Origin of the sequence: Mycolicibacterium stellerae, assembly GCF_003719305.1 — a bacterium.
Classification (GTDB): domain Bacteria; phylum Actinomycetota; class Actinomycetes; order Mycobacteriales; family Mycobacteriaceae; genus Mycobacterium; species Mycobacterium stellerae.
The window spans coordinates 1-18,965 of sequence record NZ_RARC01000038.1 but is presented as its reverse complement, the minus strand read 5'-3'; the positions used below and the strand labels follow the sequence as shown (position 1 = coordinate 18,965).

The following is an 18,965-nucleotide window of genomic DNA, read 5'->3' as shown; positions in this document are numbered from 1 at the left end:
GAATACTCGCGAAGGTGACTCCGCTACAGCGATACATCGCAGAAGAAATCGCCACCGACCATGTCGACGGGTTGATGTCCAGGCGCGAGGCCCTTCGCAGGCTGGCGCTGCTCGGGGTGGGCACGGCAGCGGCCACGTCGCTGATCGCCGCGTGCGGCGAGAACAAGAAGCCGACGACGGACGCGCCTGCGACGTCGACGGGTGCAGTGACGTCGAGCCAACCGGCCACCGCGAGCGCACCGCCCGGATCCGACAAGGCATTGCCCACCGCGCCGATCACCTGGGCGGGTCCCCAGGGAGAGCTTGCGGCCGCATGGGCCGAGGCACCGAATGCCCGCGGCGGCGTGCTCGTCATCCATGAGAACAAGGGCCTCAACGACTGGGTCCGCTCCGTGGCGGGCCGATTCGCCGGGATCGGCTACTCCGCGCTGGCCGTCGACCTGCTTTCGGCGCAGGGCGGCACCGCGAAGTTCGCCGACCCGGCCGAGGCGACGGCGGCGCTTGGCAACATCGGAAACGAGGAGTTCGTGGCGAACCTCAAGTCGGCCGTCGTCGAGTTACAACGGCGGGTACCCGACAAGAAGGTCGCGGCGGTCGGCTTCTGTATGGGCGGAGGACTGGTGTGGCGTCTGCTCGCAGCGGGTTCGCCCGAATTGGCGGCCGCGGTTCCGTTCTACGGTCCGACTCCCGACAACCCGGACTTCTCGGGCTCCAAGGATGTTGCGGTGCTTGGCTTCTATGGGGCACTCGACGATCGCGTGAACAAGACCGAGCCGGCCGCACGGGCTGCGCTGGAGAAGGCCGGGCTGGTGCACGAACTGGTCACCGAGCCCGACGCCAACCACGCGTTCTTCAACGATACGAACACCGACCGCTACAACGCGACGGCCGCGCAGGACGCGTGGCGCCGAGTACAGGACTGGTTCGACCGTTACCTGGTCTGACGCCTGCGAACGCTGTTCACGATGCGTTAAGACACCGGTTGACGTGCCGTCGATGACGGCACAGACCTGCCGGTTCTCATTCGGGGCATGCGTGTAGTTCAGGTTGCCAACTTCTACGGACCCCGCTCGGGCGGCCTGCGAACGGCCGTGGACCGCCTCGGCGCGGAATACTCGGCCGCCGGACACGACGTCTTCCTCATCGTCCCTGGCCCGACGTCGGAATCCGTGAAACTGCGCTCCGGCGTCACCCGGATCTCGCTGCCCGCCAGGCTGATTCCATTCACCGGTGATTATCGTGCGGTGCTGCCGAAACCGGTGAGGTCTCTTCTTGAAGACCTGGCGCCAGACGCCATCGAGGTGTCTGACAGGCTGACGCTTCGCTCGCTCGGCGCCTGGGGCCGCCTACACGGCATCGGCACCGTGATGATCAGCCACGAGCGTCTGGATCGCCTTGTCGGCCAGATACTGCCGCGTCGCGTCGCCCGCAGCATCGCGGACTACGCGAACCGGCGGACCGCCGCAGACTACGACGCGGTGGTGTGCACGACCGCTTTCGCCCGCGCAGAGTTCGACCGGATTCACGCATCGAACGTGTTGACCGTGCCGCTGGGTGTCGACCTCGATCAGTTTCACCCGCGCCACCGCTCGGAACAGACGCGGCAGCGCTGGGCGGGGCCCCACCAGCTGCTCCTCGTACACTGCGGGCGCCTTTCGGTGGAGAAGCACGCCCATAGGAGCATCGACACCGTTGGCGCGCTGCGCCATTCGGGCGTGGACGCGCGCCTCGTCGTAGTCGGTGAGGGACCGATGCGAGCGCGGCTGGAGCGCCAAGCCGCCCGCCTGCCGGTGGATTTCACCGGGTATGTCGGCTGCCGCGACACCGTGGCGACCATCCTGGCGTCTGCCGATGTCGCGCTGGCACCTGGCCCGCACGAGACCTTCGGGCTGGCCGCGCTGGAGGCGCTGGCGTGCGGCACACCAGCCGTCGTGTCCCGGACGTCGGCACTCGCCGAGATCCTCACCGCCGACAGCGGTGCGACGGCGGACAACGATCCGCGTGCGATCGCGCGCGCCGTGTCGTCGATCATCAGCAGACCGGAAGCACTGCGGCGCAGCAATGCCCGACGCCGTGCCGAGCAGTTCACATGGCCGCGTGCGGCTGCCGGGATGCTCGGGGCGCTGGGCGCGCTCTAGGCGCCCGCTCGGTGGAGGCGCTACGTTTTCCCCATGGCGGAAGCCACCTGCGGCCCAGTGGACACCGAGCGGTCGAGGACGCTGTGGTTTGCGGTGTTGTTGACTCTGACGAACGGATTTCTCGACGCATACACCTATGTCGCCCGTGGCCACGTCTTCGCCAACGTGCAGACCGCCAACGTCATCTTCTCCGCGATCCACGTGTCAGAGCGGCAATTCTCGTCGGCGCTGGCCCATGTCTGGCCCCTGTTGGCGTTCATCGCGGGCATGTTGCTGGCGTCCCACATCAAATCGGGTCGCGTGGAACAGCTGGTGCCGCACTCATTGCGCTGGACCATCGGCGTGCAAGCGGTCGTCCTGGCGATCATCGGTTTCGTGCCCGCCTCGGTGAACCACAGCTTCGTCACGGTGCCGATCTCGTTTCTCGCCGCAGTGCAGATCGGTCTTTTCCGCAACGTCGGCGATTTGGCCTACCTGCCCGTCGCCACCACCGGCAACCTGATGCGTTTCATGGAGTCGGCATACGACGGCCTTGTTGAGAAGCGGGCGGAAGCGCGTCGCCCCCTGGTGGTCTACGGCACCTTGATCGTCGCGTTCGCCGGCGGGGCGCTGGCGGGTGCATTGGCCACCGACGCTTGGGGCGTGCACGCGATCTGGCTGGCCGCAGGCTTTCTGGCAGTGACCCTCTGCCTGTTCGTAGTCGAAGAGCGCGAGTGGATGCGATGAGGAAAAACCGATCCCACTGAACTAATTAGGCCGGCGAGTCGTGTCGCCAGCAGGTCGAAAAAGTAAGGGGTCAAAATGAAGAAGTTCAGCATGTTCCTGGCGGCAATCGCTCTCCTCGCGACGTTCGCCACGGCGTGCGGCGCATCGGGCACGGGCGAGACCGCGGCAACCGCTGGTGAATCGTCGAGCGAAAACAGCGCGACCGCAGTCACGGGTCCGACGTTGACGATCGCGGACATGGCCTTCGGTCAGCCACTCACCGTCGCACCTGGCACCCAGATCAACATCGCGAACAACGACTCCGTCGAACATTCCGTGACGTCGGAAGCCAAGGGTGCATTCGATGTTCACGTCGACGGCGGAGAAACGAAAACGCTTATCGCGCCGAGCCGGCCCGGCGAATACCCGTTTCACTGCGTGTATCACCCGAACATGTTGGGCACGCTGATCGTCAGGTAGCGGGGTTTACCTCTGGCCTGCCGTGGGCATCCCCGGGCGATGGCTGATACACCCGCCGTGTTGTTCGACGTCGACGGCACCCTCGTGGACTCCAACTATCTGCATGTGTACGCGTGGACGCGGGCCTTCCACGAGGCGGGCATCGCCGTCGAGTCGTGGCGGATCCATCGCTCGATCGGAATGGACGGGGACCGGTTGATCCAATCCCTGTCGGGCGACGCCGACGACGATGCGCAGAAGCGGGCCAAGGAGTTGCACACGCGGTATCTCAAGGAGGCCGCGCCTCTCCTGCGTCCGCTTTCCGGTGCGCGCGAACTCCTGCAGCGGGTGTCCTCGCTCGGCCTGCAGGTCGTACTCGCCAGCTCGGCAAGCGAGGACGAGTTGTCGCTGTCACGCAAGGTCCTCGACTGCGACGAGCTGATCTCGGCGGCGACGTCCTCCAAAGATGTCGAGGAGGCCAAGCCCGACCCGACAATCATCGAAATCGCGATGGAGAGGGCGGGTGTCGACGCCGATCACGCCGTCTATGTCGGCGACGCGGTGTGGGACATCATCGCATGCGGTCGGGCAGGTGTGCCCGCCATCGGGCTCCTCAGCGGGGGAGTATCCCGCGAAGAACTCGAAAAGGCAGGCGCACGAGCGGTTTTCGACAATCCGCATGACTTGAGTGAACACATCGACAGCTCGCCGATAGCCGCGCTCCGCGCGCAGTCGGTCGGCTAGCGCGGCGTCTAGGCGATGAGCATCTGCCACGGCCCAGCCGGAGCCGGACCGTGGCAGACGTGTCGTTCAGCGTTGAGCTGCGATCACCACGTCAACGAGGTGGTCACGGTGCCCAGCAGTTCCTTCTGTTTTCCGCTGGCGTCCTTGCATGTCAGCGTCACGTTGTAGGTGCTCAACGTCGGGGCACCATCGAACGTGGTCGTCGCACTCTGACCGGCGTCAACGTTGATGGTTCTCGTCGTCTTCTTCGGCACCAACGGATTGATCGAGTTCGTCGTGGAGACGTAGTCGCATGCCGCATTCAGCGTCGCGGTGTTCGTCACCGTGAAGTCCACGCTCGTCAGTCCGGGCTCACCGAATGCCGCCTGAATCTTGTTGGTCTGCGCCGGAATCGCCGGGCAGGTCTGCCCGTACGGCACTTCCTTCACCGGTGAACCCTCCTCGGTGCACGGGACCGGCGGCGACGGCTGGCACGTCTGACCGAAAGGCACCTCGGCGCCGGACGGCGAACCTGGTTGACACTTGACGGGCGGTTTCGGCGCTTCGACGACGACGGGCTTCGGCGCGCCGAGCACGACCGCAACGAAGCTCTTGTCGATGACGTCGTCCCTGGCCATCCCCACTCCGAAGTCCACGGCGCCGCAATCGTTGATGCCCTCCCTGACACCTGCGATCAAGGAATTGGTCGCAGCCGAAGTGGGATCGCCGGATGCAATCCGCGTCCAGCGCACGTCGCCCGGGTAGTCGTTTTGAACCAGGCTGAACGAACGATTGACGCTGTCGAGTGCCATGGCATCTCGCACCCATGCCTGCGCGGCGCCTTCGAGTTGGCCGGAGTAATTCAGCGGCCCGCAGGTGGATTGAGCGCGGGCTCCGTTGACGGCACCTCGGATCTCGCCGAGCGGATCGGCATTTGCGACGGCCGGGGACAACACCCCGGCGGCAGCGACCACCGCGGCCGCGGTCGCGATCACTGCCAACACTCGTTTTCGAGTCATCGTTGATTTCTCCTAAGAATCATGGCCAAGGCGCGTACCCGGCCACCGGCCGGATACGTCAGACGTCCCCCGACTGCTCGACCGTAGATAACGGCGGAAACAAAAGGAATCAGGTGTTTCCCTACATTTTCCCGCGGACAGACGCTTGACCAGCAAAAAGATGTTTGCGTTGCGACGTAACTGTGCGCCGGTCAGCTACGAGGCGTCCAGGCGACGGGCAGCCGCTTGATGCCGTGAATGAAAGCGGAGTGCAGCCGGTCCGGCTCCTCCGTCGCGGTGATGTCCGGTAGCTGCCGGTGCAGTTCTTCGAACGCGACGGTGATCTCGCGACGGGCCAGGTTGGCGCCCAGACAGAAGTGCGCGCCTCCGCCGCCGAACCCGACATGCGGATTGGGATGCCTGCGCACGTCGAATGCCCACGGGTCGGCGAACTTCGAGTCGTCGCGATTGGCCGACCCGTACCAGAGTGTGACCTTTTCTCCCGCAGCTATTTTCACGCCACCCAGCTCGACGTCGCGGGTGGTGGTGCGGCGCATATAGGCCACCGGCGACGCCCAGCGCACTATCTCCTCGACCGCCGTCGGCGCCACCTCGTCGTAGTCGTTCCACCAGGCGTCGCGCTGTTCGGGGTACCGGCTGAGCGACAACACGCCGTGGCTGATCGCGTTGCGGGTCGTCTCATTGCCCGCGACCACGAGCAAGATGAAGAACGACGCCACCTCGGCGGACGTCAGCCGCTCGCCGTCGAGTTCGGCCTGCACCAGGCTGGTGGTCAGGTCCTCGCCGGGTGCGTCTCTGCGGTCGTCGGCCAGCGCGGTGGCGTACGCGCCGATGTCGACGGCGACCTGGAAGAACTCGTCGAAATCGGTGGCGATATCGGGGTCACCGAAGCCGAGAATGACGTTGGTCCACGCGAAGATCCGCTCGTGGTCCTGTTCGGGAATGCCCATCAGGTCGCAGATGATCTGCAGGGGCAGGGGACCCGCCAGGTCGGCGACGATCTCACCCTTGCCGTCCGGATTGTTCGTCATCATCGCTGCCACAAGGCGGCGCGCCCGATCGCGCACCGAATCCTCCAGCATCGCCAGCACACGCGGGGTGAATGCGCTGCGGACGATGTTGCGCAGCCGGGTGTGCCGCGGGTCGTCCATGGCGATCATCGACCCGAAGTACTCGGCGAGCTCAGGCGTCTGGTCGCCGATCGTGATCCCACTCGCCGAGCTGAAGAACTCGGGATGCCTGCTCGCGTAGAACACGTCGTCGTAACGGGTCAGCGCCCAGTGGCCGGCCACTCGGGTGAACTCGTCGCCGACGAACGACTCGTGGAACGACACCGGGGCCTCTCGGCGCAAGGTGGCGAACGTGCCGTCGCGTACGTCGTCGTCGAGCCCCCAGAAGTCCCATGACCCGAGGTCGACCTCTGACAGTGGCACCTCGGCGGGGGCGACGCCGTTCACCCTGGTCGCAATGCCCACGCCGCGAGTCTACGGCTGTGCCTCATGGCCCGGCCGACCCCTGGTCCGCCTCTTCTCCTTCATTTCGGCCTCGAACACGTGCCGCGCGCCTTGCTGCAGCTCTTCTCGAACCCGACGCTCGTGCTCGCGGAAGATCGACCAGTAGTCGTCGTCGAACTCCTCGACGATCTGAAACGTCCATCGACCGTAAAGCACATTCCTGCCGACCAGGTCGAGCTCCAGCCGATCGGCCACGGCCACGTGCCCGGCGTCGCGCAACTTGTCACACGCCTCGCCGAGAACCAGGTCGGCGTGCCCGATGAGCTGGTGAAACTCATACAGATGCCCCCTGGCGCGCTCGACGTATTCCAGCGCCTCGGACAGCGAACCGACCGCCTCGACCGTCTCGTCGCTGACCCCGCCATGTCGACGGCCGAGGCCGGCCTCCGGTTTAGCTGACTCGCTCACCGGGTCGAGATACCCCGCGCAGCTAGGCGGCAATCGCCTGCGCCCGCACAGTCGGGCGTGGTAGCACTTCAGTCGTGCGCAACCCACATGCAGGACAACCCTTTACGACCTCCGATGACGAGATTGCCGAGGCGTTGCTGGACGTCAGCATTCCGACCCTGATGCTGTCGCTGGTGCACATGTCGGGTGACGCCGAGTTGATCCGCGGCGACCTCAAGCCCGCCGGGTTGTTTCTCAACGAGGTGCAGGGCTACATGTCGGAGGAGGACAAGGCCGCCGTCCGCAAGATCGCGCTTGAGGTGATCGCCGACTACCGCGACCGCGGCTGCCCGGAGCCCGAGCCGATCAGCGCCGAACTACTGCACGAGATGATGAAGTGGCTGGTGTGTGAGCCGGTTCCCGAGGAATACGTGCCGATGCTGCTCGAGGAGATGGAACTCGACGGCCGCGACGCGCGACTGGTGCCGCCGGTGGCGAAGGCCGATGACTTCCCGGTCGTGGTGATCGGATGCGGTGAGTCGGGCCTGCTGGCCGGTATCCGGCTGAAAGAAGCCGGCATCCCGTTCACGATCATCGAGAAGAACGCCGGCGTCGGAGGCACCTGGTACCAGAACACCTACCCGGGCGCGCGGGTCGACGTGCCCAACCACTTCTATTGCTACAGCTTCGAGCCGACCGATCAGTGGACGCACTTCTTCGCCGAACAACCGGAGCTGCAAGCGTATTTCGAGCGCGTGATGGACAAGCATGACATCCGCCGCCACGTGCGTTGGGAAACCGAGGTCACCGAGGCGGCCTTCGACGACGACACCGCGACGTGGACCGTCCGCGCCCGCGACCGCAGCGGGACGACGACAGAACTGCCGGCGCGCGCGGTCATCACTGCGGTGGGGCAGCTCGACCGTGCGCACACCCCGACGATCGACGGACAGCGGGACTTCACCGGCCCGACGTTCCACTCCAGCGCGTGGGATCACTCCGTCGACCTCAACGGCAAGCGGGTCGCCATGATCGGCGCGGGGGCCAGCGGCTTCCAGATCGCACCGACGATCGCGCCGGATGTCGAGCACCTCACCGTGTTTCAACGCACAGCGCAGTGGATGTTCCCCAACCCGAGTTACCACGACAAAGTCGGCCCCGGTGTGCAGTGGGCGCTGCGCCATCTCCCGTTCTACGGCCGCTGGTACCGCTTTCTGCTGTTCTGGCCGTGGTGCGACAAGGGGCTCGACGTGGCACGCGTTGACCCGGACTATCCAGATCAGCGCAAGGCGATCAACGAGATCAGCGAGGTCACCCGGATCATGTTCACCGACTGGATCCTCAGCCAGGTCGGCGATGACCCCGTCCTACAGGCGAAGGTGGTACCGGACTATCCGGCGACCGGAAAACGCACGCTGCAGGACAACGGCAGCTGGTTGAAAACGCTGACACGCGACAACGTCGAGCTCGTCCGGACCGGGATCGACCACATCGAGCCCGACGCCGTGGTCACCGTGGACGGCACACGTTATCCGACCGACGTCATCGTGTACGCCACCGGATTCGAGCACACCAAGTTGTTGTGGCCCATGACCATTCGCGGCCGAAACTCCGAAGTCCTCAGCGAGCGCTGGGGTGAGCGCCCGTCGGCCTATCTTGGCATCACCATCCCCGGCTACCCGAACTTCTTCTGCATGAACGGCCCCGGCACCTGGCTGGCCAGCGGCGGCAGCCTGATCTTCCACTCCGAGTGCCAAATGCGTTACATCACACAATGTTTGGAACTGCTCATCGCGGGCGGACACACGACGATGGAACCGACTGTCGAGAAGACGACGGACTGGCACGAACGCAGTCAGGCGGAGATGCGCACGATGGTGTGGTCACAGCCGACGATCAAGCATTCGTATTTCAAGAACAGCCTCGGCGAAGTGCACACGCTGAGCCCATGGCGCCTCGTCGACTACTGGACCTGGACCCGCGAACCCGACCCCGAGGACTTCGTCTTCACCTGACGCTGATTACCCCGCGAACGTTCCTTACCAGTCGAAATCTGCCCAATTTTCGACCGGTAAGGAACGTTCGGCGGGGTTCTAGGCCAGTTCCCAGTTCATGTTCTTGGCGAACGTGCGGCCATCGTCGGACAGCGTGCCGAGCTTGTGCGCGCGGTTGATGTATTCCTGCACCATCACCAGGAAGTTCATCGGGTTGTAGGCGTCCTCTTCGTAGCTCCACTTACCGTCACCCGCGTACTTGAGGACGGTGATCACCGGCGACTCGTGGATGCTGCCGTCGCCGGGGTCCTTCATCCGATTCGGAATCCGGGCGATGACCCAACCCTTCTCGTCGTCGATCGCGTACCACTCACATGGGAACGTCGGCATCTCGCTGCCGGGAAACATGTTCATGGTCGAGCTGATCCACTCACGGATCGCCTCGCGACCGGTCCGGTTGCCCATGCCGTGCTCTACGTACTCGGCGTCTTCGGTGAAGTGGTCGGCGTAGCTCGCCCAGTCCCACGTCTTGCCGATCTCGACGACGGCATCTTCGTAGTCGTGGAACGCCTTCTCGAGCTCCGCGCGTGACCATCGACCCATCGCCAGACTCCTTGCGCTCGCGGAAGAAACTGAAACCTGTTCTACCAAACGTAGCTACGCCGTGGTGCCGAATCGGGCCACGATACTGTCTTTCGATGGCCCTGCGCATCGACCCTCAGGTGCAGGAACAGATGACTCGGCTGGCGGACGCTCTCGGGGAGAGCGACGAGGCACCGGTCGGCGACGTCGAAGCGCGCCGGATCAGCGGCCACCGCATGTTCGACTTCATCGGTGCCACCTCGGCACCGATCGAAGGGGTGGACACGGACAACTTCTCGGTTACCGCCGGCGACGGCACAGAGCTGGCCGCCACCTGGTATCGCCCCTCGACCGGTGAACTGCGCGGCAGCGCGGTGCTGTATCTGCACGGCGGTGGCATGATCTTCAGCCTCGAGCACATCGGCTCGATGTACGAGATCGCGGCACGGCGTTACGTATTCGAATCCGGGGTGCCGTTGCTCATGGTCGACTACCGCGTCGCACCCGAGCATCCGCATCCCACTCCCGTCGAAGACTGCTACGCGGCACTGGAGTGGCTCGCCGGAAATGCGAGCGCGCTGGGTTGCGAGCCCGGCCGCATCGCGGTGATGGGCGACAGCGCGGGTGGCGGACTGGCCGCCGGGGTGTGCTTGATGGCCCGCGACCGCGGTGGTCCCGCCGTCGCCCAGCAGCTGCTGATCTACCCGATGCTCGACGATCGGCCTGCGGCGTGCGACCCGGCGCTGCTGCGGCATCTGACCTGGAGCTACGACGACAACCTCACCGGCTGGGGCGCGCTGCTCGGGGACGACGCCGGTGGCGGGGACGTCTCGCCGTACGCTGCACCGGCCCGCGCCACCGACCTGGCCGGGCTTCCGGATACCTACATCGACGTCGGCGATCTCGACATCTTCCGCGATGAGGACATCGCGTATGCCCGCAGGCTGACCGACGCCGGAGTGCACACGGAATTCCATCTGCACCCAGGCTGCCCGCACGCATTCGAAGCGCTGGCCGACGGTGCCGATGTGTCCAAGCGTGCCCTCAACGACCGCATCCGCCGCCTTCGTTCCTTGTGAGCAGCCTCGGGTAACGGCCCCGTCGCGCGGTCCGATAACCATCACGGGGGTCATGGCTTGCGCTCGACGCCACGTCACGCAAGCCAGGGGAATGACCAATGACGTATCCGGCGTCGAATAGATGGGAACCATTCGGCGTCGCGTAATCGAGCTAGGAGTCAAAGGATGAAACTCGCCAGGACAGTGGTCAACGCGATGGTCGTCGCTGCGCTCGGCTTCGGGGCCGCCGGGCTGGGCACGGGCGTGGCGGCCGCTAAACCGGGCCACGGAAACGACATCGATCGGCCCTGCTTCCCGTTCTGTGAGAACCGGCACGACGACTGGAACGGAGGGCCGGGCTGGAACGACTTCGATCGCGGCCACCCGGACAAGGGCCCCTGGTGGGCGAACAACCGCCACGACTGGTGGGACGACCGGCAGGGTCCGCCGCCGTGGGGCTGGGGCCCACCGCCGGCATACCAGTGGGCAGGCGGCCCGCCGCGGCCGTTCAACTACTGGGGCTACGACGTGAACCCGGTGTGGGACGACGGCTTCCACCAGTGGGGCTTCTGGCTGTTCGGCCTCTGGATTCCGGTCCTCGGGATCGGCTTCAACTAGGCGGGCGCTTCGACGACCGCCTTGATCCGCTCCAGGGTCTTGCGCATGTCGCGCTTGTTGCGCCGCGTGCGCAGTTGCCCGCCGAACACCGCGAAGACCTTGGTGAAGAGGCTGTCGTTCATCCGGAACGACTCGGTGACGTCGGTACCGCCGCCGGCCGGGGTGAATCTGTAGTGCCAGTTGTTCACCGGCCTGTCGCCGACGAGCACCTCGAAGCCGAACTCCCTGCCTGGTTCGCATGCCGTGACCCGGCAGGTGGTCCAGTACACCGGGCCGATCTCGTTTCGGCGGACGTGGCCACGAAAGCGAGCGCCAAGGGCAGGGCCGGTGGCGCCGTCCAACCATTCGGCCTCGATCACCTCTGGTGAGTATTTGCCCGTGTTGCGGACGTCGGCGACGATGTTCCAGATCTCATCCGCCTGCGCCGCCATCGGAACCGTCACCGATGCCTGCATTGCGACCTCCTTGGTTGCCGAGTTCACGGTAACCGGGTGAACCGAGGACCGAACCAGCCCGTATTACACAGTGTCATCTCATTCGTTTGCCGGGCGCGGGGAGGAGCCGCCATGATCCACCGCCTCGTTCGTTCAACCAGATCCTTGGCCATCGCGATGGTCGCCGCCGCTGTCGCTCTTGCGCTGAGTACCCCGCCTGCCGCCGTCGCCGACGATCGGCTTGACTTCACCGGAACCACCCTGACCGGCGCGCCGTTCAGCGGGGCGTCATTACAGGGCAAGCCTGCCGTGCTGTGGTTCTGGGCGCCTTGGTGCCCGTTCTGCAACGCCGAAGCGCCATCGGTGAGCAGGGCGGCGGCCGCCAACCCCAAGGTGACGTTCGTTGGCGTCGCAGCGCGCTCCGATGTCGCTGCCATGCAGGGCTTCGTGTCGAAGTACAACCTGAACTTCACCACCCTGAACGACGCCGACGGCTCCATCTGGGCCCGCTACAACGTGCCGTGGCAACCGGCGTATGTGTTCTATCGCGCCGACGGCACATCGACGTTCGTGAACAACCCGACCGCGGCCATGCCTGCACAGGAACTGCAGGAGCGGGTCTCGGCGCTCGCCACCTGACCGCGAGTGCAACACGACCTGGTGGGGCTGGCGTTCGCCGCCGGACTCGTGGCGGCGCTGAACCCATGCGGTTTCGCGATGCTGCCCGCCTACCTCGCACTGGTGGTGCGGGGCAGCGGCGACGTCGGCGCTGCGATCGCGGTGGGTCGCGCCGTCGCGGCCACGGCGGCGATGACGCTCGGCTTCATCGCGGTGTTCGGCACATTCGGATTCCTTACTGTGTCACTGGCTTCAACGGTTCAGAAGTACACGCCATACGTCACGGTCTTGATCGGCATCGCCCTTGTAGCGCTTGGCATTTGGTTGCTCTCCGGCCGCGACTTGACGCTATCTCTGCCAAACCCGTTGCCGCACAGCACTTCACCGGCGCCGAGCGGCAACCTTGGCTCGATGTTCGGCTACGGCGTCGGGTACGCGGTCGCATCGCTGTCGTGCACCATCGGCCCGTTCCTGGCGGTGACAGGCGCCGGGGTCGGCGGCACATCCGTGTTGACGCGCGCGTGGATCTACCTGGCGTACGCCGCAGGCTTTGCGCTGGTCGTCGGCGCGCTGGCGGTCGCGGTCGCGCTGGCGAGCTCGGCGCTCGTCGAGCGGATGCGGCGAATCATGCCCTATGTCAACCGAATCGGCGGCGCGGTACTGATCCTTGTCGGCCTCTACGTCGGCTACTACGGGTTCTACGAGATCAGGCTGTTCACCGCGGGCGGGAACCCCGCAGACCCGGTCATCGCGGCGGCGGGCCGCCTACAGGGCGCCATCGCAGGGTGGGTGCACCTGCATGGCGCGTGGCCGTGGGTCGTATTACTTGCGGTGCTCCTGGCTGCCGCCTTCCTCTTGGCCCGCCTGGCGCACAGCGGTGTTATTTGGAGATGTCGACGGTCCCGTGCAGATCCGGCCACGGTGGGCGACGAAGCATAGCCGCCGTGGCAAAGGCCGCTGCGACCAGTCCGATCAGCTCACCCATCAGCGCTATCCGGGTCTGGTCGACCGCGGGCACCCAGGTTGCCTCGCCGTTCTTGATGACGAACACACCGACGGGTTTAGCGGTCAGGCGCAGAACCGTATCCTCCACGCCCGGCCTTGTCCGGCCGCGCACTTTGGCAACGGGCAGCACAGTCGCGCCGTCCGCGGTTTGATACGGCTGCCCGTAGACCTGCGCGGCGGACGGATCGGGCACGATCGAGTCCAGGGCGTCTCGCAGCTTCATTGCTTCACCTTTCGGTCGCTTCGTCGATGACTTCGTGGGCCACCCGTGGTCTCAGTTGTAGTGGCTCAACGAGGAAGGGGCACGCCATGGTGATCGTCTCGGGGCATCTGATCGTCGCCGAGGGGGTGCGAGACGAATATCTGGCCGGTTGCGCGGACGTCGTCGAGCAGGCACGGCGTGCACCGGGATGTCTCGACTTCGCGATCTCGGCGGATTTGCTCGATCCGGGTCGAATCAACGTCTTCGAACGGTGGGACTCTCAAGCCGCCGTCGAGGAGTTTCGCGGAGGCGGTACCGGAGACGACCAGGGCGCCATGATCACTTCGGCGTCGGTGTCCGAGTACGACGTAACGGGCGAACGCCGGCTGACCTAGCGCCAGCAAAATTGGAGATGCGCTCAATCACCAGTTCGCGAATTTTCCTCACCCGGACAGCAACAGCGTCCTACACTTGTTGACAGCGGCGCCACCAGAACAACGCCACCGAGGCGCCCAGTTCACGACAAGTGGAGACAGCCATGACCGTCTCGATTTCAAACCGCGTATTCGACGCTGTCGAATCCACCCAGCCCGCGACCGCGAGCACATTGCTGCGCGAGCTCGGTGTGTCGCGAGCGTGCGTCGAGAAGCAGAAGGCCGCCCTCGGCTCGTGGATGATGGTCCACGAATTGGGGCGTCCGCTGCGGATCAGCCTGCTGGGGAACGGCTACGGCCTCCTGATGAAGGAGATCGACGCAAGACGGTCCAGGCTCGGCATCTCGGCCTGACCGGCCGGGCACCTCAGCGATCGAAGCCGTCGTCATCGGCGAGCGGGACGGCTGTCGCCTGCTCGATCAGGTCAGCCTCGTCGGCTTCCGCGTCGATCTCGAACGGGTCCAGCCCGGCGTCCTCGTCATCGGTATCAACCGGGATGTCGTCGGGGTGGGTCATGGTCGTCCACTCCTTCCGTGCTCAATGAATTGTCTCCCGGCGCGCAAGGGTCTGTAACTACTCATCCGTAGTCGGCGATATCCAAGCTGTCGGGGCTCTACGCATGACGGGACGTAACGCCATGAGATTCTTCCGCCGACTCTTTTCTGCCGCATTCGCAGCGACCCTCCTTGCCGGGCTGATCGGTGTCCTCGGCGGCCTACCGGCCGCCACCGCTGCACCCGAGGTGCTCAGCGTGCCGTCGCCCTCGATGGGCCGCGACATCCCGGTCCAGTTCCAGGGCGGCGGGCCGCACGCCGTTTACCTGCTGGACGGGTTGCGGGCGCGCGATGACCGTAACGGCTGGGACATCGAGACCGGCGCGTTCAGCTGGTTCGACGGGTCGGGGGTATCGGTGGTGATGCCGGTGGGAGGCATGTCCAGCTTCTACAGCGACTGGTACCGACCGGCGGTCGGCAACGGCACCACCCAGACATACAAGTGGGAGACCTTCCTGACATCGGAGCTGCCGGGCTGGCTCGCCGCGAACAGGGGCGTCAGCCCGAACGGGAACGCCGTCGTCGGCCTGTCGATGTCTGGGGGAGCGGCACTGGTTCTGGCCGCCTATCACCCGGGCCAGTTCATCTACGCCGGGTCGCTGTCGGGATTTCTGAACACGTCGAACAGATTGTGGCCGGTGCTGATCGGCATCGCGATGGCCGACGCAGGCGGCTTCAACGCCCTCGACATGTGGGGCCCATACGGTGGCCCCGCCTGGCAGCGCAACGATCCGATGCTGCAGATTGGGCGGCTCGTATCCAACGGGACGCGCATCTGGGTCTATAGCGGCAACGGCAATCCGACCGACCTCGACGGCGGTCTTGGCAACGCCCAGATTCCTGCGCAGTTTCTCGAGGGTTTGACGATCAACACCAACAGAGAGTTCCAGGCCCGTTATGCGCGCGCGGGCGGGAGCAACGGTGTATTCGACTTCCCGTCCAACGGCACCCACAGCTGGGGCTACTGGGGCGGGCAGCTGCAGGCGATGAAGCCCGACATCCAGCGCGTGCTGGGCGCAGCGCCTGCCGTCTGACCTAGAGTTCGCGCGACCAGTATTCGCCAACCAGCTTGTGGCCGAATCTCGTTTGCGGCTCACGGACGTCGAGTTGGAAGCCCACCCGCTGATAGATCCGCCGGGCTTCCGCCTGGACATCGGTGGTCCACAACATGATTCGCCGATAGCCGCAACGCCGCGCAAAGCTCAGGCATTCTTCGACAAGCCGGGTGCCGACCCCGGCGCCGCGCGACTGCGGCTCAACCAACAGCAGACGCAGCTGTGCGGTGTCGGGGTCCCCTGACGCGGTGCAGAAGATGCAGCCGACGCGTTCGCCGTCGAGTTCGGCGATCCAGGCGGCTTCGCGTCTGCTGTCCAGATGCTCACCGAAGTCGGCGACGATACGGGCGACGAGCACCTCGAAGGTGCCATCCCAACCGTGCTCGGCGGCGTATCGGGCACCGTGTCGTTCCACCACCCAGCCGAGGTCGCCGGGCTCTGGGGAGCGCAGGACGACGGCACCGGGCGGCCGTCGATCGTCGAGCACCCGCCGGATGCGCGCCATCGCCGCGACGAGTTGTGAGCGCTGGTTCTCGTCGAGATGCTCGACCAGGCGGTCGATCGCGCCCGCCTGCAGCGTGTCGGTTTCGGCGAACGCCGCCCGGCCCGCGGGGGTCAGGCGCACGAGCCGGCGACGCGCGTCGGTCGTCGACGGTTCCCGCTCGATGAGTCCGTCGGCGATGAAGCGCGACAGGATCCGGCTCAGATAGCCGGCGTCCAGATCGAGGGCGCGCCGCAATTCCGTCACTGCCATCTGGTCGGCGTGTGCGAGTTCGAACAGAACGCGAGCCTCGGTCAGCCCGAATGCCGAACCGGCCAGCTTCGGCCGCAGAAGGCCGAGGATGCGGGTGTAGAAGCGGTTGAAACCGCGGACCTCGTTGACGGTGCTCACCGACATAGTTGACAGAGTCAGGCAATTAATTGACTTTGTCAACCATTGGCCGATTCAAGGGCTGCCAGCTAAACCCGTTATCCTCTACGCAGCCAGCGTTGGCCGAAACCACCGTGCCGACCATGCCTGGAAAATCGCCAAGCGCCGAAAGGCTGTACCTTGCCAAAGACACCGACGGGCACCCCGAACCTGGAGCCGCACTTCGAGGACGTCCAGGCGCATTACGACTTGTCCGACGACTTCTTCCGGCTCTTCCTCGATCCCACGCAGACCTACAGCTGTGCTTACTTCGAGCGCGACGACATGACGCTCGAGGAGGCACAGATCGCCAAGATCGACCTCTCCCTCGGCAAGCTCGGCCTCCAGCCGGGCATGACGCTGCTCGACGTCGGATGCGGCTGGGGCGCAACGATCAACCGAGCCCTTGAGCGCTACGACGTCAACGTCGTCGGCCTGACCCTGAGCCGTAACCAGCAGGCGCACGTCCAAGGGCTCCTCGACAAGCAAGCAAGCCCGCGCAGCAAGCGCGTTCTGCTTCAGGGCTGGGAACAGTTCGACGAGCCGGTGGACCGCATTGTCTCGATCGGCGCGTTCGAGCACTTCGGCCGCGATCGCTATGACGATTTCTTCAAGATGGCCTATGCGGCGCTGCCGGCCGACGGCGTCATGATGCTGCATACGATCGTCAAGCCCAGCGACGAGGAGTTCAAGGAACGCGCGCTGCCGGTGACCATGACCAACCTGCGGTTCTTCAAATTCATCATGGACGAGATCTTCCCCGGCGGCGATCTGCCCCAGGTGAACGTCGTCGAGAAGCACGCCACCAAAGCGGGTTTCGAGGTCAAGCTCGTCCAGCCCCTGCGATTGCACTACGCGCGCACCCTGGACATCTGGTCGGCCGCGCTTCAGGCCCGCAAGGACGAGGCCATCGCCATACAGTCTCAGGAGGTCTACGACCGGTACATGAAGTACCTGACCGGTTGCGCGGACCTGTTCCGCAAGGGTTACACCGACGTCTGCCAGTTCACCCTCGTCAAGAGCTAGCGGCGCCGACGGAGGCGATCGCCTCAACGACTGGCTCAGGTCCTCTGTCGCCAGGGCGCTGATTTTGGCCGCCCTGTCGATGTCGCTCGCGCTGGGTATCGGTCTCGTCGTCATCAACTCGTCGCGCAGTTCCGAATCCGACACGCTGGGCGATGCCGCACCGATGAGCGACGCACAGGCCGCGAACCAGGTGGTGGGCTCGGCGCGAGACATCGTTGATGCCGCCCGGCTGCAGAATGTCAGCGCCAGCTTTGCCTTCCTGTCGTGCACGAGCCTGCACGATCCGCCCTATCAGGGCGCGGTGTACCTCAATTTCGGGCTGCCTGAGACGAATCCGGTCAAACGCATCCGCGACGTCGCCGCCGCCATGGAAGCCCACGGCTGGCAGCAGGCACCCGCGATCGGCGAGCACTTCGGCCTGAAGCTGACCAAAGATGGCGTCACGTCGACATTTCACGAGAACCCCGACGATGCGAGGTTCGCGGCGATGCGCATCTATGGCGAATGCCGGAACACCTCAGATCACCGCAACGACAACCCGGCCTTCAGCGACATCACCCACCGGCTCCGGTGAGGCTTCGCTGAAGCAGCCGGTGAGCAGGGCATCGAGCAGGCGACCACCGATGCCGCGGCCGACGGCGTCAGGTGCGAGATAGATCGAGTCCTCGACGGTGTGCCGATAGGCGGGTCGCGACTTCCATTGCCCGCAGTACGCGTATCCCGAAACTGCACCGTCTACCTCGGCGCTGATGAACGGCCGCCCGCTGTCGAGGACCGCACCGAACCGCCTTTCCCACTCGCGCGCATCGGGCGGATCCACCTCGAACGTGGCGACACCGGCTCGCACGTGATGGGCGTAGATCTGACCGATAGCGTCCAGATCGGACGGCACAGTGGGCCGGACCGTCAGTCGGCTGCTGGCCACCCCGTCAGCAGGCCACCGGATGCGCTTCGCAGTACGGGGTCGTGCCTGGGAATCGGTAGCGATGGTCGGCGACCCACCGGTAGATGGCTTCCTGCACGAACCTCATCCCGGGAATCCGGTAGACCAGCAGCGGGAGTCCGGTGCCGAGGGCTGCCGACACGGCCGCGTTCGCGGCCTCGGCCCCGCCGTACACCTGACCGGACGCATCCAGCCACCAGATCTGCTCCATGAGGTCGTCCGGGGATATTCCGAGGCGCTCGGCAGTGCCTGGCCGCTGGAGCGGTTCGGTCTGCAGCTTGCCCGTGCGGTCGAGCTTGAGCAGGAAATCCCTGGATCGAGTGCACATCCCGCATGCGCCGTCGAAGAACAACACGCCACTCATCGCTCGACTCCCTGCTCGCTCCGGTCCTCGCTCGTTCCTCGCTGCGGTTCGCCTTCGGAACTCATGGTTCTAGTGTCCCCCCGGCACCAGGTCGGCAACCGCGTGCCGGACCGATGTGACCGAGTTCATCCGCGATTGCCGGTCAAGCAGGTCCACGGGCGGGCGGGCCGGGCGGCGTCGGCTCGGTGGCCGAGTCGCGGCGGCGGGCAGCCATACCCGCGAG

Annotated in this window: 25 protein-coding genes; 15 read left to right on the top strand and 10 right to left on the bottom strand. The window is 65.5% G+C overall.

The window, feature by feature from the left end; translation table 11 throughout:
• The first annotated feature begins 14 nt into the window (after window positions 1-14).
• The 5 genes from D6M19_RS30125 to D6M19_RS30105 all read left to right on the top strand — a co-directional run bounded on the left by D6M19_RS30125 (window position 15) and on the right by D6M19_RS30105 (window position 4,046).
• Window positions 15-944 carry a dienelactone hydrolase family protein gene (locus tag D6M19_RS30125; protein ID WP_123028963.1) on the top strand — a complete coding sequence of 310 codons (930 nt, stop codon included), beginning with the start codon at window positions 15-17 and terminating at the stop codon, window positions 942-944.
• Window positions 945-1,031: 87 nt separating this feature from the next.
• Window positions 1,032-2,138: a glycosyltransferase gene (locus tag D6M19_RS30120; RefSeq protein ID WP_123028962.1), complete on the top strand. Its 1,107-nt coding sequence runs from the start codon at window positions 1,032-1,034 to the stop codon at window positions 2,136-2,138.
• 33 nt (window positions 2,139-2,171) lie between these two features.
• Window positions 2,172-2,864, top strand: coding sequence for a YoaK family protein (locus tag D6M19_RS30115; protein WP_123028961.1), 693 nt, complete (start codon window positions 2,172-2,174; stop codon window positions 2,862-2,864).
• 75 nt (window positions 2,865-2,939) lie between these two features.
• On the top strand, window positions 2,940-3,323 hold the full coding sequence (locus tag D6M19_RS30110) for a cupredoxin domain-containing protein (protein ID WP_123028960.1): 384 nt from the start codon (window positions 2,940-2,942) through the stop codon (window positions 3,321-3,323).
• A gap of 39 nt (window positions 3,324-3,362) precedes the next feature.
• The gene (locus D6M19_RS30105) at window positions 3,363-4,046 is read left to right on the top strand and encodes an HAD family hydrolase (protein WP_123028959.1); all 684 of its coding nucleotides are present in this window, start codon (window positions 3,363-3,365) and stop codon (window positions 4,044-4,046) included.
• 83 nt (window positions 4,047-4,129) lie between these two features.
• On the opposite strand, the gene D6M19_RS30100 is transcribed toward D6M19_RS30105, so the two are convergent.
• From D6M19_RS30100 to D6M19_RS30090, 3 genes are all read right to left on the bottom strand, one after another.
• Window positions 4,130-5,044 (bottom strand): CAP domain-containing protein, encoded by a 915-nt coding sequence (locus D6M19_RS30100; protein ID WP_164478767.1) that lies wholly within the window; start codon window positions 5,042-5,044, stop codon window positions 4,130-4,132.
• 191 nt (window positions 5,045-5,235) lie between these two features.
• Window positions 5,236-6,519, bottom strand: coding sequence for a cytochrome P450 (locus tag D6M19_RS30095; protein ID WP_123028957.1), 1,284 nt, complete (start codon window positions 6,517-6,519; stop codon window positions 5,236-5,238).
• Window positions 6,520-6,528: 9 nt separating this feature from the next.
• Window positions 6,529-6,966 (bottom strand): hypothetical protein, encoded by a 438-nt coding sequence (locus tag D6M19_RS30090; protein ID WP_123028956.1) that lies wholly within the window; start codon window positions 6,964-6,966, stop codon window positions 6,529-6,531.
• A 74-nt stretch (window positions 6,967-7,040) separates the two neighbouring features.
• Here D6M19_RS30090 and D6M19_RS30085 point away from each other — a divergent pair, with 74 nt between their 5' ends.
• The gene (locus tag D6M19_RS30085) at window positions 7,041-8,960 is read left to right on the top strand and encodes a flavin-containing monooxygenase (protein ID WP_123028955.1); all 1,920 of its coding nucleotides are present in this window, start codon (window positions 7,041-7,043) and stop codon (window positions 8,958-8,960) included.
• Between the two features lie 78 nt (window positions 8,961-9,038).
• Here D6M19_RS30085 and D6M19_RS30080 read toward each other — a convergent pair whose 3' ends face one another.
• The gene (locus D6M19_RS30080) at window positions 9,039-9,542 is read right to left on the bottom strand and encodes a YybH family protein (protein ID WP_123028954.1); all 504 of its coding nucleotides are present in this window, start codon (window positions 9,540-9,542) and stop codon (window positions 9,039-9,041) included.
• 95 nt (window positions 9,543-9,637) lie between these two features.
• Between D6M19_RS30080 and D6M19_RS30075 the strand changes: the two genes are divergently transcribed.
• On the top strand, window positions 9,638-10,600 hold the full coding sequence (locus tag D6M19_RS30075; protein WP_123028953.1) for an alpha/beta hydrolase: 963 nt from the start codon (window positions 9,638-9,640) through the stop codon (window positions 10,598-10,600).
• A 165-nt stretch (window positions 10,601-10,765) separates the two neighbouring features.
• The gene (locus D6M19_RS30070) at window positions 10,766-11,197 is read left to right on the top strand and encodes a hypothetical protein (RefSeq protein ID WP_123028952.1); all 432 of its coding nucleotides are present in this window, start codon (window positions 10,766-10,768) and stop codon (window positions 11,195-11,197) included.
• Here the strand turns inward: D6M19_RS30070 and D6M19_RS30065 are convergent.
• On the bottom strand, window positions 11,194-11,652 hold the full coding sequence (locus D6M19_RS30065) for an SRPBCC family protein (RefSeq protein ID WP_123029001.1): 459 nt from the start codon (window positions 11,650-11,652) through the stop codon (window positions 11,194-11,196). The two genes, D6M19_RS30070 and D6M19_RS30065, sit on opposite strands and share 4 nt — an antisense overlap.
• A 111-nt stretch (window positions 11,653-11,763) precedes the next feature.
• Between D6M19_RS30065 and D6M19_RS30060 the strand changes: the two genes are divergently transcribed.
• Both D6M19_RS30060 and D6M19_RS30055 read left to right on the top strand, forming a co-directional pair.
• Window positions 11,764-12,270, top strand: coding sequence for a disulfide bond-forming protein DsbE (locus D6M19_RS30060; protein WP_123028951.1), 507 nt, complete (start codon window positions 11,764-11,766; stop codon window positions 12,268-12,270).
• A 6-nt stretch (window positions 12,271-12,276) separates the two neighbouring features.
• A complete protein-coding gene (locus D6M19_RS30055; RefSeq protein WP_123028950.1) occupies window positions 12,277-13,188 on the top strand; it encodes a cytochrome c biogenesis CcdA family protein in 912 nt (303 codons plus the stop codon).
• On the opposite strand, the gene D6M19_RS30050 is transcribed toward D6M19_RS30055, so the two are convergent.
• Complete coding sequence (locus tag D6M19_RS30050; RefSeq protein ID WP_123028949.1) at window positions 13,130-13,477, bottom strand: hypothetical protein; 348 nt, start codon at window positions 13,475-13,477, stop codon at window positions 13,130-13,132. The genes D6M19_RS30055 and D6M19_RS30050 overlap by 59 nt on opposite strands.
• 86 nt (window positions 13,478-13,563) lie before the next feature.
• Here D6M19_RS30050 and D6M19_RS30045 point away from each other — a divergent pair, with 86 nt between their 5' ends.
• Together D6M19_RS30045 and D6M19_RS30040 are read left to right on the top strand one after the other, a co-directional pair.
• Window positions 13,564-13,851: a putative quinol monooxygenase gene (locus tag D6M19_RS30045; protein WP_123028948.1), complete on the top strand. Its 288-nt coding sequence runs from the start codon at window positions 13,564-13,566 to the stop codon at window positions 13,849-13,851.
• A 143-nt stretch (window positions 13,852-13,994) separates the two neighbouring features.
• Window positions 13,995-14,243 (top strand): serine hydrolase family protein, encoded by a 249-nt coding sequence (locus D6M19_RS30040; RefSeq protein ID WP_164478766.1) that lies wholly within the window; start codon window positions 13,995-13,997, stop codon window positions 14,241-14,243.
• 13 nt (window positions 14,244-14,256) lie between these two features.
• Here the strand turns inward: D6M19_RS30040 and D6M19_RS34440 are convergent, their stop codons facing one another.
• Complete coding sequence (locus D6M19_RS34440) at window positions 14,257-14,406, bottom strand: Rv3202a family protein (protein WP_164478765.1); 150 nt, start codon at window positions 14,404-14,406, stop codon at window positions 14,257-14,259.
• A gap of 103 nt (window positions 14,407-14,509) precedes the next feature.
• On the opposite strand from D6M19_RS34440, the gene D6M19_RS30035 reads away from it, so the two are divergent.
• Window positions 14,510-15,478 (top strand): esterase family protein, encoded by a 969-nt coding sequence (locus tag D6M19_RS30035; protein WP_123028946.1) that lies wholly within the window; start codon window positions 14,510-14,512, stop codon window positions 15,476-15,478.
• 1 nt (window position 15,479) lies between these two features.
• Here D6M19_RS30035 and D6M19_RS30030 read toward each other — a convergent pair whose 3' ends face one another.
• Complete coding sequence (locus D6M19_RS30030; RefSeq protein ID WP_123028945.1) at window positions 15,480-16,397, bottom strand: bifunctional helix-turn-helix transcriptional regulator/GNAT family N-acetyltransferase; 918 nt, start codon at window positions 16,395-16,397, stop codon at window positions 15,480-15,482.
• Between the two features lie 153 nt (window positions 16,398-16,550).
• Between D6M19_RS30030 and D6M19_RS30025 the strand changes: the two genes are divergently transcribed.
• Both D6M19_RS30025 and D6M19_RS30020 read left to right on the top strand, forming a co-directional pair.
• A complete protein-coding gene (locus D6M19_RS30025) occupies window positions 16,551-17,435 on the top strand; it encodes a cyclopropane mycolic acid synthase family methyltransferase (protein ID WP_123028944.1) in 885 nt (294 codons plus the stop codon).
• Window positions 17,436-17,499: 64 nt separating this feature from the next.
• Window positions 17,500-18,009: a lipoprotein LppJ family protein gene (locus D6M19_RS30020; RefSeq protein ID WP_234835117.1), complete on the top strand. Its 510-nt coding sequence runs from the start codon at window positions 17,500-17,502 to the stop codon at window positions 18,007-18,009.
• Here D6M19_RS30020 and D6M19_RS30015 read toward each other — a convergent pair.
• Both D6M19_RS30015 and D6M19_RS30010 read right to left on the bottom strand, forming a co-directional pair.
• Window positions 17,953-18,360 (bottom strand): GNAT family N-acetyltransferase, encoded by a 408-nt coding sequence (locus D6M19_RS30015; protein ID WP_123028942.1) that lies wholly within the window; start codon window positions 18,358-18,360, stop codon window positions 17,953-17,955. The genes D6M19_RS30020 and D6M19_RS30015 overlap by 57 nt on opposite strands.
• 4 nt (window positions 18,361-18,364) lie before the next feature.
• Entirely contained in the window at window positions 18,365-18,742 is a 378-nt protein-coding gene (locus tag D6M19_RS30010) for a thiol-disulfide oxidoreductase DCC family protein (RefSeq protein WP_123028941.1), read from the bottom strand.
• Window positions 18,743-18,965 lie beyond the last annotated feature (223 nt).

What these genes read in the sequence shown, in the direction of transcription:
- D6M19_RS30120 (WP_123028962.1), top strand. Translation starts at nt 1,032, where the DNA reads ATGCGTGTAGTTCAGGTTGCCAACTTCTACGGACCCCGCTCGGGCGGC.
- D6M19_RS30115 (WP_123028961.1), top strand. Translation starts at nt 2,172, where the DNA reads ATGGCGGAAGCCACCTGCGGCCCAGTGGACACCGAGCGGTCGAGGACG.
- D6M19_RS30110 (WP_123028960.1), top strand. Translation starts at nt 2,940, where the DNA reads ATGAAGAAGTTCAGCATGTTCCTGGCGGCAATCGCTCTCCTCGCGACG.
- D6M19_RS30105 (WP_123028959.1), top strand. Translation starts at nt 3,363, where the DNA reads ATGGCTGATACACCCGCCGTGTTGTTCGACGTCGACGGCACCCTCGTG.
- D6M19_RS30100 (WP_164478767.1), bottom strand. Translation starts at nt 5,044, where the DNA reads ATGACTCGAAAACGAGTGTTGGCAGTGATCGCGACCGCGGCCGCGGTG.
- D6M19_RS30080 (WP_123028954.1), bottom strand. Translation starts at nt 9,542, where the DNA reads ATGGGTCGATGGTCACGCGCGGAGCTCGAGAAGGCGTTCCACGACTAC.
- D6M19_RS30075 (WP_123028953.1), top strand. Translation starts at nt 9,638, where the DNA reads ATGGCCCTGCGCATCGACCCTCAGGTGCAGGAACAGATGACTCGGCTG.
- D6M19_RS30070 (WP_123028952.1), top strand. Translation starts at nt 10,766, where the DNA reads ATGAAACTCGCCAGGACAGTGGTCAACGCGATGGTCGTCGCTGCGCTC.
- D6M19_RS30065 (WP_123029001.1), bottom strand. Translation starts at nt 11,652, where the DNA reads ATGCAGGCATCGGTGACGGTTCCGATGGCGGCGCAGGCGGATGAGATC.
- D6M19_RS30060 (WP_123028951.1), top strand. Translation starts at nt 11,764, where the DNA reads ATGATCCACCGCCTCGTTCGTTCAACCAGATCCTTGGCCATCGCGATG.
- D6M19_RS30050 (WP_123028949.1), bottom strand. Translation starts at nt 13,477, where the DNA reads ATGAAGCTGCGAGACGCCCTGGACTCGATCGTGCCCGATCCGTCCGCC.
- D6M19_RS30045 (WP_123028948.1), top strand. Translation starts at nt 13,564, where the DNA reads ATGGTGATCGTCTCGGGGCATCTGATCGTCGCCGAGGGGGTGCGAGAC.
- D6M19_RS30040 (WP_164478766.1), top strand. Translation starts at nt 13,995, where the DNA reads ATGACCGTCTCGATTTCAAACCGCGTATTCGACGCTGTCGAATCCACC.
- D6M19_RS34440 (WP_164478765.1), bottom strand. Translation starts at nt 14,406, where the DNA reads ATGACCCACCCCGACGACATCCCGGTTGATACCGATGACGAGGACGCC.
- D6M19_RS30035 (WP_123028946.1), top strand. Translation starts at nt 14,510, where the DNA reads ATGACGGGACGTAACGCCATGAGATTCTTCCGCCGACTCTTTTCTGCC.
- D6M19_RS30030 (WP_123028945.1), bottom strand. Translation starts at nt 16,397, where the DNA reads ATGTCGGTGAGCACCGTCAACGAGGTCCGCGGTTTCAACCGCTTCTAC.
- D6M19_RS30010 (WP_123028941.1), bottom strand. Translation starts at nt 18,742, where the DNA reads ATGAGTGGCGTGTTGTTCTTCGACGGCGCATGCGGGATGTGCACTCGA.